Genomic DNA, 14,409 nt, shown 5'->3' with positions numbered 1-14,409 from the left:
AGCTTAATTGCTGTATCCCTAAATTTTTGTGTATTAATGTAGTCAAGTATCTCTAGTTATTGCGTGTGTAAAGCAAAATGCTGATCGTTATCGATTGGTATTTTGCTTTTTTTGTGGATTTTTAAAAAATGTATCGGTGAAAGTTTTAATATTTATAAGTATTTAATAAATATATGTATAACTACTTTTAGAATAATATATCCAGTAGATTCAAACAAGGCGAATCGTCCCTTTAACCACATATTTCACACGTTTTTTTTAAAATTAATATTTTACTCAAGTGCAGAAGGAATACATCATTATAAAAATGTTCACTTGATGAACGACAATATATTAAACAATAGTAAATTTGAAAAATTTAGATATAAAATAAAATTTTAGCTCGACGTTGATTAGATGATAAATCATCGCCGAGCTTTTTCAGTTAAAGGATATATCTTTTTAAGTGTTTAGCGGTTACTGAATTTTTAATATTTAAAAGTCCCGCAGGCTGACCACTATACAATAGTTGTCCACCTTTATCTCCAGCATAAGGGCCTATATCGATAAACCAGTCAGCTTGTGTCATCATCGTTAAATTATGTTCGATAAGAATAACCGTGTTATGATCGTCAATTAAATGATTGAAGCAATCAATCAGTACAGGTAAATCATCTTCATGAAGCCCCGTCGTTGGTTCATCAAAAATAAAAATATAATCGTGTACATCTTCAGTTAAATAGCGACTTAGTTTAACGCGTTGAATTTCACCGCCTGACAATGTATCTAAAGATTGTCCTAATGTCATATATTGAAGTCCTGTATTAGCCAAAGCTTGAAGCGGACGAGTGATACTGTCTTGACCTTCAAATTGAGAGATGGCTTCACTTACAGTAAGGGCAAGTATATCTGCGATAGAATATCCCTCTACCTTCGCGTCTAATACTTTAGGGCGATATCTTGTGCCACCACACATTTCACACACTTGAGAAAAGTCTGGCATAAATGCGAGTTCGGTCTTAAGTACGCCTTTACCATTACATTCAGGGCAAGCGCCCTCAGAATTATAGCTAAACATACTTTTCTTCATACCAGTATGTTGACTAAAGAAACTTCTTACCTCATCGAAGATATCTAAGTATGTGAGTAAATTAGAGCGATTCGATGCGTGAGGCGGTTTCTGATCGATGAAGATAGCACGTTGCTCTTGTTCAAAGGCTGCTGAGATAAGGGAACTCTTACCTGAGCCAGCCACACCAGTAACTACGGTCATCGCATGTTTTGGTAATTGAGTTGAAATATGATTTAAATTGTTACGTGAAATATTCTCAATATTAAACATGTCATGAGTTGCTCTAGGATGGTCTCTAAGTTGATGTGTTCTGTTTAAAGCTTGACCTGTGCTCGTCTGAGATGTGAGAAGGTCTTGATAACTTCCTTCAAACATAATCTCTCCACCATCTTTACCTGCATTCGGACCTATATCAATAATGTGGTCAGCCGTTTGAATGACATCAGGGTCATGTTCGACAACAATCACTGTATTACCTTTTTGTTTAAGTGATTCAATCATGTCATTAATTCTCTGAATATCTTCTGGGTGAAGTCCTACACTCGGTTCATCGATGATGTAAACTAAATCACTTAATGGACTATTTAAATGGCGAATAAGTTTTATCCGTTGAGATTCGCCACCGGAAAGCGTTGTCGTTTCACGAGATAACGTTAGGTAATTCAAACCTATATAGCTTAATGCTTGTAGTTGTTGTTTTAAAGGTTCGATAATCACTTTTGCTGTGTTTGAATCTATATTTTCTAGAAAATGAACAGCCTCATCAATGGGTAAATCTGTAAATTCAGCAATGTTTAAGCCATTGATTTTACAACTCAACACTTTATCATTAAGCCTTTTACCATGACATGAAGGGCAATCATGCTTAGTAACGACTCGATCAATATCCGCTTTGAAGCGTTTCTTCTCAAAGTTATCATTTAGTAAGAAAGAGCGTCTGAAACGATGAATTAGACCTTCAAATTTAGCTGTTCTAGGCCAATTTGATGGCGGATTCTTCAACTTTGTAGGTTCAGTGTATAAAAAAGTGTCCAATTCTTCTTTTGTATAATCTTTTAACTTTTTATCATTATCAAACAGACCTGTATAAAGATATCTTTTACCTCGCCAACTATCGGGTCTAAACGACGGGAATTTAATGGCATCTTCATTGAGCGATTTATCAAAATCAAGTAACTCATTTAAATCAATGTCTTCAACATAACCTAATCCTGAACATGTTTCACACATACCTTTCGGATTATTAAATGAGAAAATATCAGAATAACCAACAAAAGGTTCTCCTATTCTTGACCATAATAATCTCACAGAAGCATAAATATCAGAAATAGTTCCTACCGTCGAACGTGAATTACCACCTAGGCGTTTCTGATTAATAATCATTGCAACGGGAAGGTGATTGATTTGATCGACGTCTGGTTTTTCATATTGTGTGAGTTGATGTTGAAAATAACTTGAGTATGTTTCATTTAATAGACGTTCAGATTCAGCAGCAATGGTATTAAATACCAGTGAAGACTTACCTGAGCCTGACCGCCCTGTAAATACAGTTAATTGATGTTTCGGTATATTAACATCTATATTTTTTAAATTATTTTGTCTAGCACCTATGATTTCAATTTGTGACATGGAATTCACCTCATTACTTAATACATACCCTAGGTACACCAAAGTATTACTACTGTTCAAGTCTATCAATCGTGATATTAAGATTAAAATATTTCTTTAGAAAACGCTTATAATTGTGGGACGATACCTTATATTTTTCTTTAGAACTTTGTGAAGTTAACGTAAGACTTTGATGTGTCATCGTCGCACGTCCAAATGACTGTGGTTGTGTGATTAATAGCTGCTTAACAAAGATAGAGTTTGGATTACTCTCGTTATAAATGATTTTATCGCTGAAATCTTGAATTGATTGAGGCTCTAAGTAGGAGTGATATAGAGTAGTCCATTTATTATTTTTCAATTTTTGAACATGATAGCAGTCTTCTTTGTCAAAAATTGCGCGAAATTCTCCATTGATATCAGAAATACTCACTGGTTGAGACGGATGTGAAATCGGGATTGCATGTAAAGGTAAGTCACCAAATCCAACGTCTGTCACATAATAAGTATCATTTAAAATTGTGTATAAAGACATGTGTGAGCCTTCTAAAGCAACACCGCCATCTGGAGTATGAACTGTTCCAGAAGCTCGATGGACATCAAAACCTTTTTTCTCTAAGTACGTTCCGAACAAGTGGTTCATTTCATAACAGAACCCACCGCGATGTTGGTTTATAACTTTGTCCAATAAATCATTAATATTAACAGAGATCGGAACTTGATTTTGAACGTTAATATTTTCAAACGGAACAGTCATCATATAGCGTTCCATATAATGGTTAAGTGAAGCCACATCAATCGTGTTATAACGATAAGAATCTATATTTAAATAGCTTTCAAACTGCGATAATTCCATATTTCATCCTCCTACAAATTTTATTTTCACACTCATCTCTATTTTAAAAAAGACACCCATAAATATGTAAGTTTATAGGTTTAATCGGCTTTATAATGCTTGATTTAATTGTGTATAATTATTGACAAAACTGCAATTATCTCGTAATATTTGTTTTAAATTAAATCGAAAAGAAAAGTGTTTTGATTCTTATATACTTTTTATATAAAAAGTGTGTGAGAAAAATTTTTCATAATAATTGGAAACGCTTTCTGAACGATGGAAAGGATGGTCATTATGGAAGCTATTAAAGCGATATTTAGCAAGATCTTTGAATTATTACCACGCGCAATCGTAAATCTATTTATTTAGAAATACGCTATTGTGGAGTTCATTTTTCAAAAATAAACAAATAGAGAGGTGCTTACTATGAAAACAAGACAAAACAAGTATAGTATTCGTAAATCTAGTGTGGGGGCATCATCCATCTTAATCGCAGCATTATTATTTATGGGTGGAGGCTCAGCACAAGCGGCCGAACAAAATCAGGAACAGGGAAATCCTGAGAAGGCAACAGCACAATCTATTGGGGATGAAAATGAAGATTCAAATGGGCAACAGGCGACAGAGGATGACACGTCTCAATCAGCTAAAGAAACTACGTCTGAACAGCCAAATGTTGAAAAAGATAATAGCGAAAATGCTAATGATAATCAAACAAGCTTACATAATGAAAATAATCAAAACACTGAACAACAAGATTCAGAAACTGAAGAACAAGATACAGCACAAAATACAGAACAAACGAAGTCTACTGAAGAACAAGGTAAAGAGGAAAAAACTTCTGCACAAGATGCAACTCAAAATTCAACTAAGTCATCAGATGAACAAGTGGAATCTAGTGAGGATTCACAAGTAGATAATAGTAAAGAGGACGCAAAGCAAGAGGATGCTAACCAAGCGGACTCAAAATCTGAACAAACAGAAGAACAAACGGATGTTCAATCACAACCAACAGAAAAATCTGATGAAGATAAATCAACTCAATCTAAACCAGAAGTGAATCAAAATCAAGAAAGTGAAAAAGATTCATCTGAGACTCAAGATAATCTAAAACAAGACAATCCAAAAACTGAAGATAAAACAGAAGAAGTATCAGATTCACAAAAAGATTTACAAAAAGACACTCAAAATAACCAAAAAGAAGATGACTTATCTTCAGATAAAGAGACAACTCAATCAGACAGAGCAGTAAAAAATCAAGCTAAAGATGAAACTGAAGCGTCTCAAACTGATAAAGATCAAGATCAATCTCAAACTGCAACAAAACCAAAAGCATCACAACAAGATAAAGAAAATGATGCAGAAGAACAGCAAAAAGTGTCAGCGCAAGACGAAGCAACTTCAGAAGAGACTCCAGCTGAAACAGATAACCACAAAACGCAAGCATTGAGTGTAAGTGACAAAGCAAATCCTAAATCTGAGAAAGATGAATCATCTAACAATGACAAAGATTCTAAAGATGGATTAGGTACGCTTAAGAGTAATGCTGTAGCTACTACAAATAAAAAGTCTAAGCAACAAACAACGAAACAACAGAAAGATCAAACAAATAAAGCGGCTAAACAAAGCCAATATAAAAATCATGACCCAATCATTTTAGTTCATGGTTTCAATGGTTTCACTGATGATATCAACCCTTCAGTGCTTGCACATTATTGGGGCGGCGATAAAATGAATATCCGTCAAGATTTAGAAGAGAATGGTTATAAATCTTATGAAGCAAGTATTAGTGCATTTGGTAGTAACTACGATCGCGCAGTTGAACTATATTACTATATTAAAGGTGGCCGTGTAGATTATGGTGCTGCACATGCTGCGAAATATGGTCATAAACGTTACGGTAAAACATATGAAGGTGTATACAAAGATTGGAAACCAGGCCAAAAAGTTCATCTTGTTGGACATAGTATGGGTGGTCAAACAATCCGTCAATTAGAAGAGTTACTAAGAAACGGAAATCCTGAAGAAGTCAAATATCAAAAAGAACATGGTGGCGAAATTTCTCCATTATATAAAGGTAATAATGACAATATGGTTTCTTCAATCACAACTTTAGGTACACCACATAATGGTACGCACGCATCAGATGAATTAGGTAATGAAGCGCTAGTACGTCAAGTTGTGTATGATTTAGGAAGAGCATTCGGTAATAAAAATTCTCGCGTAGACTTTGGATTATCACAATGGGGTCTTAAACAAAAACCAAACGAATCACGTATTGATTATGTGAAGAGAGTTCAAAAATCTAAATTATGGAAATCTAAAGATAATGGTTTCAATGATTTAACTCGTGATGGTGCGACTGACCTTAACCGTAAAACATCATTAAATCCTAATATTGTTTATAAAACATATACAGGTGAATCTACGCATAAAGGTCTATTTGGTAGACAAAAAGCAGATTTAAATCTTTTCTTCCCATTCACGGTAACTGCCAATGTTATTGGTAAAGCTAAAGAGAAAGAATGGAGAGAAAATGACGGTTTAGTATCAGTTATTTCTTCTCAACATCCATTCAATCAAAAATATGTTGAAGCTACAGACCAAAATCAAAAAGGTGTATGGCAAGTGACACCAACTAAACATGACTGGGATCATGTGGACTTTGTTGGACAAGATAGCTCAGATACAGTACGCTCAAGAGAGGAACTACAACAATTCTGGCATGGACTTGCAGATGATTTAGTTCAAAGTGAAAAACTGACATCAACTAAAAAAGCATAACGATGAAACATGAATTTTAAAAATTATTTAAAAAGGAGTGAATCCAATGACAGGTGATGTATTCCAATTAATCGGCTCATTTTTCAAAGTCTTAAAAACATTATTCTCATAATGAGATAACAGCTTTACATAAAGCCTCCCACAGAGATCCAGTTATTATATCTCTGTGGGAGGCTTTTTCAACATTAGTGTGATTTCCAACTAGGTTGATAGTTATTAAATTGTAACTTATACGGTTGTTTGCCAATAACAAATCTAAAAATATAAAATTCTCTTAACATCATGCCAACACCAATACATATTCCGATAATCATTAACAAGGAAACCGCTAAGAAGACGACCGTGTTATCTTCAAAGATATTGGTATAAGCAAATAGTGAATCTAAGATAATTGGATGTAATAAATAGATGAAAAACGAAAATGCGCTTACCATTTGAACCGTATTTAATAGCATCGTTTTAAAATGCGCACAAATGCCTATAAGCACAAAGAACATAATACTATTGTATAACGTAAGTGAATAAGTGAAGCTTGTAACATTCCAATAATCATCACCTGAAAGTGCTATAAATAATACATATGAACCTAACGCTAACATAATCATGATAACGAGATATTTTTCTAAGAATGATAGGACACGTTGATAGTTATATCCTATGAAACCACCTAAAAAGAAATAGAAAATCCATCCTAATATCATCGTATTTTCACTTAAAGGATAGTAATGTTTTACAAATGTATGGAAAGCATCACTATGATTAAAGTAGTATAAAAATGTTTGTTGTACTACAAATGCTAATACTAATAATATCTTACTGTTAAACAGTTTATAATTAATTTTATAAATTAAGTAAGATAATATGAAGAATTGCATGATGATAATGATGAAATAACCGTACCATTGCACTAATATTACATTTTCAAAAAATTGCTTTTTGAAAGAAGAAGCAGTCAATAATGATTCACTATAACTATAGAATAATCCCACTAATAAATATGGAATGAAAATATATTTGAACCGAGAAATTAAATATTGTACGCTTACAGATTTATAATTTAATGTTGTTAGCAACTGTGATAATACAATAAAACTTGGAGTTCCAAAGATAACTATATTCCGAATATAATATTGTAGAACAAGAGAACTCCCTGACAAATGTTCATGTTCTAGTGTGATTTGAGTTAATAAGTGTGTCACTATAATAATGATGCAAATAAAAGTACGTAAATATACTAATTCAAGTCTATTTTTATTCATGGAAACCGTCCCATTTCTTAATTAAAGTTTCGAATGCGTCGTTACTTACTAAAATACGTGGAATTTTATAATTATTATCATGAGGAGTGACTGCTTGCTCCTTCAATGTAAATCCGTATTTCATACCTGCATCTTTAGAAGCTTGAATTTTACTATTATTGATTAGACCGTAGGGGTAAGCAATGGCATGTTGTGTTTTACCAAACTTCGATTTCAGTTCATCTTCACTTACTTCAATGTCTTTAGTAGCAGACACATTAGACGCCTCTAGAAATTTAGATTTATTTCCTTTCTTAAGAGAATGTAAATCATTCGTGTGTGTTTCAAAGTCCCAAAGTCCTGAACGATACATTTTTGATAATTGAGGCTGCGTGATCATATCCAAATTATGAAAATTCTTCTCTCCAACGTGTCCTGTAATCACGAAGCCAGTTGCAGGAATTTTATATTTTTTTAGTACTGGATAAGCATTTTGATAAATTGTCTTATCCATATCATCGAAATTTATCCATACGCTACGTTTTGGAAACTTCCCTTTCTGTTTATACTTCAAAAACTCTTTCAAAGTAAGAAACTTTGCATCATGTTTCTTAAGCCACTTGATTTGTGATTCAAATTCTTTATCTGTCACACTATAATTTTTAATTTCCTTACTGCTAGAGAAAATCGTAATAAAGTCATTTAACGGGTCATTTTTTCTAACTCTGTGATAGTTTAACGCTAAAGCGCTATTCTTCTTATACTTTAACTTCTTGTGGTCTTCATCGGCTTGTGCATAATGATGAAAGCTAGGTGTTACATTCGTCATTACTAACATCACTACTAAGCTAATGAAGATGAATTTGAAAGGTTTCATACTTCACGACCTTTCTTAATTTTTTGGAAAATCAAACTAAATGTGAAGAATAGGAAAATGATAATTGAAAATAATCCCATTAATTCAAAGATCTTATAAATTTCAATATTCTCCACGTTAAGAGCGATACGTATTGTTATCACACTTTCCACTTGAGAATTGATTAGCGTTCCGATATATACAATCATAACGACTACGCAATAAATCCAAAATGCACAAGATATCGCAATGAATAAGCTCTCCCTAACTATATTCAACGACGATTTTACCGTTGGATATTTCCTCTGTCTGGGCTTGACCATGTAGCATAGCCACCTTTCTTTCTTTTTAATGCTTTAGGAAATGCGAAAATGACAACGGCGGCATTGATAATCCAATAGATTGTCGGATACCAACTCACAAATATTAAACCAGCGATATTTTTCTTTTCGTAGCGACTGTCTATAAACAAAGCAACTGTAAATTGAATAATATTGATAAAGGTCATCGTAAATGATGATAGGAAAAATATTGAAAAACTATACTTCAAATATGTGTAATCTAAGAAGTTTGCTGTCATTAATAGAAATGCTAAGTACAGCAAAATCATATAAACCCAAATAATTGAAACTATTTGTTCAAACATGAGGATATAGAGCGATAATTTCTTAGATTTCATTGTTGCCCAAAAATCTCTTAATAGAACTTCATGTCCACCTTGAGCCCATCGTACACGTTGTTTCCATAGACCCCCAACCGTTTCAGGTACTAACATCCAACACATGGCACGTGGTTCATAATTAATACGAAAATCTGCAAGATGCAGTTTCCACGAAACAGCAATATCCTCAGTAATCATATCAGTATCCCAGTAACCAACTTCTTTAAGTGCACTTTTTTTAAATAATGTAAACACTCCAGAAATAGTATTAATAGCACCAGCAAGTGATTGACTACGTTTGATACATCCAATTAAACTTGCGTATTCTATCGTCTGAATTTTCCCCAATATAGAACTTTTATTGCGTATACGTGGATTACCTGTAACAGCACCTAGTTTAGGATCTTGTTTAAAGTTATCCATCATATAATATGGCGCATCTTGATTTACGATTGTGTCTGCATCCAAACACATGACGTAATCATATGAAGAATGTTTGACGCCTTCGTTTAAAGCGTTAGCTTTTCCTCTATTAACCTGTAAATCAACAAATTTAAAGTCGTGATGTTGCTTCATCTCATAAATAATTTCAGCGGTATTATCTGAACTACCATCATTTATGATGATGATTTCTTTTTTTGGATAGTTGAGAGCCAACACATTTGAGAGTGTATCTCTAACAGTTTCGCTCTCGTTGTAACAGGCCAGCAAGAAAGAGATACCTTCAATCTGGTCCTTGTTTTTAGAGATTACTTTTTTCTTACTAAAAGGTAGTTCTTTAGTGAAAAAGTAATAAAGCGCCCCAACAATCCAGTAAATGGACATAAAAATGGGGTAAAAAAGTAAAAAGTTAAAAAATTGCAACTTATCTACCTACCTTTCGTTAGTTAGGTTGTATCGCATATACTAATCGAAAGTGTTTCAATTTGCAATAGAATGTTGTTATACTTGAACAGTAATATTTGTAATTTTAACTTAATTTTCCTGTAATATAACGAATTTAAATTAAATAAGGGGGAGATTTTAGAATTGAAGAATAAGATTATTGATAATGCAATAACCTTATTTTCTGAAAAGGGGTATTACGGTACTACACTTGATGATATCGCTAAAAGTGTAAACATCAAGAAAGCGAGTTTATACTATCATTATGACAACAAAGAAGAAATTTACCGTAAAAGCGTAGAAAACTGTTTTAATTACTTTAAAACTTTCATTCTTGAGAGCAACAACGATTCTAACTACTCTATAGATGGGCTTTACCAGTTTTTATTTGAATTTATATTTGATATTGATGAAAGGTATATCAGGTTATACGTCCAATTATCCAGTGCACCAGAAGAGTTATCTTCAGAGATCCATAATCATCTCTTAGGAGTTAATGAAGTGCTAGATAGTGAAATTATAAAATATTATGATCCCTCCAATATATCTATGGGTAAAGAAGATTTTCAAAATTTGATACTCCTTTTTTTAGAGAGTTGGTATCTGAGAGCGTCCTTTTCACAAAGATTCGGGGTTACTGAAGAAAATAAGAATTGCTATAAAGACCAAGTATATTCTTTATTAAATGTGTTTATAAAAAAATAATTTTGGTAACTAGTATGTAATAAATCTCTTATTTTTATAAGGAATTGCATTGCATATTTTTTTGAAACCAAAAAATAGTTGACAATATATATAAAAATTGAGACTCTAAAGTTATAGCTAATAAAATTCGAATTTTATACAATTACTTGGAGATTTGAATAATTCAAATTTAATAAGAGTTGTTCATAAGTGTGATTTTAGTATTTCAAAATTTGATCGTGAACCTAGTTATAGTTAAGTTAAAATTATAGAGGCTTAATTAAGATTGTTAAATTCATATATAATCGAAAACAGCCTATAAACATGAGTCATAGACATTTAGTTAATAAAATTTATAATATATTTGAGCATCTACAATCGTCATTGTGGGTGCTCTTTTTTTTAATTTTTAAAATAAAAGTTAATTAAGCAATTTAATTACAAGTCAATGATGTAAAAATATGGTAAAAATTATGTAACATAAATGAAATAATTAAAAATCTGTGATAACGTAGAATATGTAAAATTCAAAATTTCTGAAAGGGGTTACAGTTTAATGAAGAAAGTCACTTTATTAAGTAGTGCAGTATTAGCAGGTACGATTGCTTTATCAGGCGTAACAGGAGTAGCAAATGCGAGCGACTATCATCATGGCAACTTCGCTACTTATAAGGAAAAAGTTGAATCACTAAAAAAATTAAAAAAAGATGGAGCTATTAGTAATAAAGAATATAAAGGTAAAATGGAAGCTTTAAAAGAGTTTGATAAACAAGGACGTACGAATATGGGATCTAGACCATATGGTGGTATGCCTCCTAAAGGTATGACTAGTGAGCAATACAATGAATTAGAATATAATGTTGGTAATGCTAATGAGATGCCTAACTCAGTATTTAACAAGAGAATAGATCGTGAAACACAAAAAAATTGCAGATAAATACAAAACAACGATTTATGCACCTCAAAAGACGTTCAAACCTCATACTCAACAAACTAAACAAGGGGACCGTCCATACGGTGGTGTAGCACCTAAAGGAATGACAAGCGCTCAATATGCAGAATTAGAGAAAAAAGTAGGAAATGCATCACAAATGTCTAAAAAAGCATTTGCGAAAAAAGTAGACCAAGAAACACAAAAAATTGCAGATAAATATAAAACAACGATTTATGCACCTCAAAAGACGTTCAAACCACATAAATAAATAATCACAAAAGTAAACAATGTGATTTAATTAAGTAAGCCATAGTGTGTGACATTTAGATAAGGACCATGAAGATAATTTTCAAAATTATGTTTCTATCCCAATTCTAAAAACATGCTATGGCTTTTTATATAGTAGAAAACTAATATTAAAATATATACCATATAATAGAAGAAACACGTTCAATTTGGTTTTGCAAAATCAAATTGCAAACAAAAAAGGGCAGGTTCTTGTAATAAGAACTTGCCCTTTAATAAAGTAGCGGAGGGAGAAGGATTTGAACCAACGCGAGCTAAAAGCTCCTACCAATCACGAATGATTGGCCTCTTAAGCCAGACTTGAGTATCCCTCCAAAATCAGAACATTAACTATTATAAAACGCTCATATTCTTTTGTAAAGAGAAAATGTTATTTTCTTTAAATTTATGTAAATACCAATTTCATACACTCATTAATTCCATTGTTTAAATACCTTAACTAGACCAATAATTAAATAGTAAATAAGATCTATAATAATATCCACAAACCACCAAAACCATTCAAATTTTCGTTTTTTCTTTTTCTCTGTGGGTGTTGAACTCATAATTATCCTCCTATTTTAATACTGAAACAAACATAACAGTTACAATGTGATTTTTCAAAAGTCGTCGTTAATATTTATTTCAATAGGGAAGATAAATAAGTAATTAGCACGTGTTGTCACAAAATCGACAAAAATTATGAATATGCATTTCAATTTATCTATATTAAAAAGTATTTTGATTAATCATTTTACAATTGGCTTAATACCACGTCATCTAAAATTGTCTTAATTTTATTATAATGAAAACAAAATGAAAGCTTATGATACTTGAGTTTAAACTCAAAAATTAATTTCTAAATACCTCTTCACAAGTACCATAATTTTTTATAGTATATCACTCATGTTGATTTTTTGAGAAAAAATAATAAGGGAGGAAGCAAAAATGAGAGAAAACAAAATGATGTTCTTCATATTCATGTTAGGAACTTTCACAGTAGGTATGGCAGAATATGTAGTGACCGGTTTGTTAACGCAAATTGCTGACGATATGAAAGTCTCTATTTCAAGCGCTGGCTTACTAATAAGTGTCTATGCAATTAGTGTAGCTGTGATTGGTCCATTCATGAGAATATTCACTTTAAAAGTGCATGGACATCGATTATTGCCTATTCTAGTGGCTATATTCATTGTCAGTAATTTAGTGGGTATGTTAGCTCCTAATTTTAATATACTGCTATTATCTAGATTGATGTCAGCAGCAATGCACGCGCCATTCTTTGGTGTATGTATGAGCGTAGCGGCTGCGGTTGCTCCTCCCGCTAAGAAACCACAAGCAATTGCCTTAGTTCAAGCTGGGTTAACTATCGCGGTAATGATTGGTGTGCCGTTTGGTTCATTTCTTGGTGGATTCGCAAATTGGAGAACAGTATTTGGTGTAATGATCCTATTAGCTATCATTACAATGTTAGGTATGATTAAATTTGTTCCAAAAGTATCATTAAGTGCAGAAGCCAATATTGCTAAAGAATTAAAAGTATTTAAAAATCCACATATCCTTATAGTTATTTCTATCATTGTATTTGGATATAGTGGCGTATTTACAACTTATACTTTTATGGAACCAATGATTAGAGATTTCTCACCTTATAAAGTGGTAGGCCTTACAGTGTGTCTATTTATGTTTGGTCTTGGTGGCGTTATCGGTAATTTAGTTACTGGAAGTATTCCAGAACATAAATTAACTAAAAATCTCTATCTTACGTTTTTATTATTGTTCATCACAATTATTTTATTTGTTACTGTTGTGCATAACGCAGTTTTAGCGTTAATTGTATGTTTCATGTTTGGTTTTGGAACATTTGGTACGACACCTTTACTCAATAGTAAAATTATATTAAGTGCTCATGAAGCGCCACTACTTGCAAGTACATTGGCTGCATCTGTATTCAATGTAGCGAATTTCTTAGGCGCAATCATTGGTTCAATTCTATTATCTATAGGTTTACCATATATTCAAATTACATTTATTTCAGGTGGTATCATTATTCTAGGTATCATTCTTAACTTTCTTAATAATATTTATGAAAAGAAACACATTACATTCAATGATTAATTAAAAAATGCCTGTTCGCTATCCTTAGCGAGCAGGCATAATTGATTTAATATAAATAAACTCACATCATAAATCACTCTTTACTTATGATCTCTCCAAAATTTCGTATAATCTTTTTTCTCATCCATATTTAGTTTAATCATGTCACCGATTAAATCATAATCAATCTCTTGGTTCCATTTGATTCTAAATAAATTTTCAGTTTGTGTGTAATCAGCGTTAGTTACACGTTGCTTAAATTGTTTTAAACAAGCTGCTTCAGGCATAATTGAGAAATGTTGTTTGGCTTTGCTGAAGGCAATTATAAACGTTTCGTTGTACGTGTACATTGGTTGATTCCATTTCACTACCGGTTTTAAATCTGAATATTGTGTTTCAATCCATTCAAATAAGTGTTTCAATTTTTCACGATGCGCTTCATTCTCGATGTCATTTATAAAAAGGTTAAATTCTGACATAACTTGCAC

The 14,409-nt window shown here is 32.3% G+C and carries 13 protein-coding genes and 1 tRNA gene; 5 read left to right on the top strand and 9 right to left on the bottom strand.

Translation table 11 applies throughout. The features are described 5' to 3' along the window. Positions 1-424: 424 nt before the first annotated feature. Entirely contained in the window at positions 425-2,680 is a 2,256-nt protein-coding gene (locus MHI13_RS21300; protein WP_002434979.1) for an ATP-binding cassette domain-containing protein, read from the bottom strand. Positions 2,681-2,729: 49 nt separating this feature from the next. After that, positions 2,730-3,515 (bottom strand): arylamine N-acetyltransferase, encoded by a 786-nt coding sequence (locus MHI13_RS21295; RefSeq protein WP_002434922.1) that lies wholly within the window; start codon positions 3,513-3,515, stop codon positions 2,730-2,732. Between the two features lie 408 nt (positions 3,516-3,923). On the opposite strand from MHI13_RS21295, the gene lip reads away from it, so the two are divergent. Next, complete coding sequence (gene lip, locus MHI13_RS21290) at positions 3,924-6,281, top strand: YSIRK-targeted triacylglycerol lipase (RefSeq protein ID WP_064210605.1); 2,358 nt, start codon at positions 3,924-3,926, stop codon at positions 6,279-6,281. A gap of 185 nt (positions 6,282-6,466) precedes the next feature. Here lip and icaC read toward each other — a convergent pair whose 3' ends face one another. From icaC to icaA, 4 genes are read right to left on the bottom strand one after another with little or no spacing between them, the layout of a single operon-like run. Further along, complete coding sequence (gene icaC / locus MHI13_RS21285) at positions 6,467-7,540, bottom strand: polysaccharide intercellular adhesin biosynthesis/export protein IcaC (protein ID WP_064210606.1); 1,074 nt, start codon at positions 7,538-7,540, stop codon at positions 6,467-6,469. Continuing rightward, a complete protein-coding gene (gene icaB, locus MHI13_RS21280; RefSeq protein ID WP_002434961.1) occupies positions 7,533-8,396 on the bottom strand; it encodes an intercellular adhesin biosynthesis polysaccharide N-deacetylase in 864 nt (287 codons plus the stop codon). Before icaB ends, icaC begins: the two co-directional genes overlap by 8 nt. After that, on the bottom strand, positions 8,393-8,698 hold the full coding sequence (gene icaD, locus MHI13_RS21275; protein ID WP_023350944.1) for an intracellular adhesion protein IcaD: 306 nt from the start codon (positions 8,696-8,698) through the stop codon (positions 8,393-8,395). The genes icaB and icaD overlap by 4 nt, the downstream gene beginning before the upstream one ends. Continuing rightward, the gene (gene icaA / locus MHI13_RS21270; protein WP_002434959.1) at positions 8,662-9,900 is read right to left on the bottom strand and encodes a poly-beta-1,6 N-acetyl-D-glucosamine synthase IcaA; all 1,239 of its coding nucleotides are present in this window, start codon (positions 9,898-9,900) and stop codon (positions 8,662-8,664) included. Before icaA ends, icaD begins: the two co-directional genes overlap by 37 nt. A gap of 165 nt (positions 9,901-10,065) precedes the next feature. Between icaA and MHI13_RS21265 the strand changes: the two genes are divergently transcribed. The 3 genes from MHI13_RS21265 to MHI13_RS21255 all read left to right on the top strand — a co-directional run bounded on the left by MHI13_RS21265 (position 10,066) and on the right by MHI13_RS21255 (position 11,807). Further along, positions 10,066-10,626, top strand: a complete 561-nt coding sequence (locus MHI13_RS21265; protein ID WP_002435048.1) for a TetR family transcriptional regulator — start codon at positions 10,066-10,068, stop codon at positions 10,624-10,626. 535 nt (positions 10,627-11,161) lie between these two features. Next, positions 11,162-11,542: a hypothetical protein gene (locus MHI13_RS21260; RefSeq protein WP_002435011.1), complete on the top strand. Its 381-nt coding sequence runs from the start codon at positions 11,162-11,164 to the stop codon at positions 11,540-11,542. Next, positions 11,517-11,807 carry a hypothetical protein gene (locus MHI13_RS21255; protein WP_002434985.1) on the top strand — a complete coding sequence of 97 codons (291 nt, stop codon included), beginning with the start codon at positions 11,517-11,519 and terminating at the stop codon, positions 11,805-11,807. Before MHI13_RS21260 ends, MHI13_RS21255 begins: the two co-directional genes overlap by 26 nt. 262 nt (positions 11,808-12,069) lie before the next feature. Here the strand turns inward: MHI13_RS21255 and MHI13_RS21250 are convergent. After that, positions 12,070-12,159 (bottom strand) — tRNA-Thr (locus MHI13_RS21250). A gap of 99 nt (positions 12,160-12,258) precedes the next feature. After that, positions 12,259-12,390, bottom strand: a complete 132-nt coding sequence (locus MHI13_RS21245) for a hypothetical protein (protein ID WP_002435053.1) — start codon at positions 12,388-12,390, stop codon at positions 12,259-12,261. 382 nt (positions 12,391-12,772) lie between these two features. Here MHI13_RS21245 and MHI13_RS21240 point away from each other — a divergent pair, with 382 nt between their 5' ends. Then, positions 12,773-13,942 carry an MFS transporter gene (locus MHI13_RS21240; protein WP_002434998.1) on the top strand — a complete coding sequence of 390 codons (1,170 nt, stop codon included), beginning with the start codon at positions 12,773-12,775 and terminating at the stop codon, positions 13,940-13,942. 80 nt (positions 13,943-14,022) lie between these two features. Here the strand turns inward: MHI13_RS21240 and MHI13_RS21235 are convergent, their stop codons facing one another. Then, positions 14,023-14,400, bottom strand: coding sequence for an iron chaperone (locus MHI13_RS21235; RefSeq protein ID WP_002435007.1), 378 nt, complete (start codon positions 14,398-14,400; stop codon positions 14,023-14,025). Between the last annotated feature and the right edge of the window lie 9 nt (positions 14,401-14,409).

It is taken from the genome of Staphylococcus sp. FSL K6-0223 (assembly GCF_038008285.1).
Note: the sequence above shows the minus strand (reverse complement) of the source record. Positions and strands in the feature narration are given on the sequence as shown.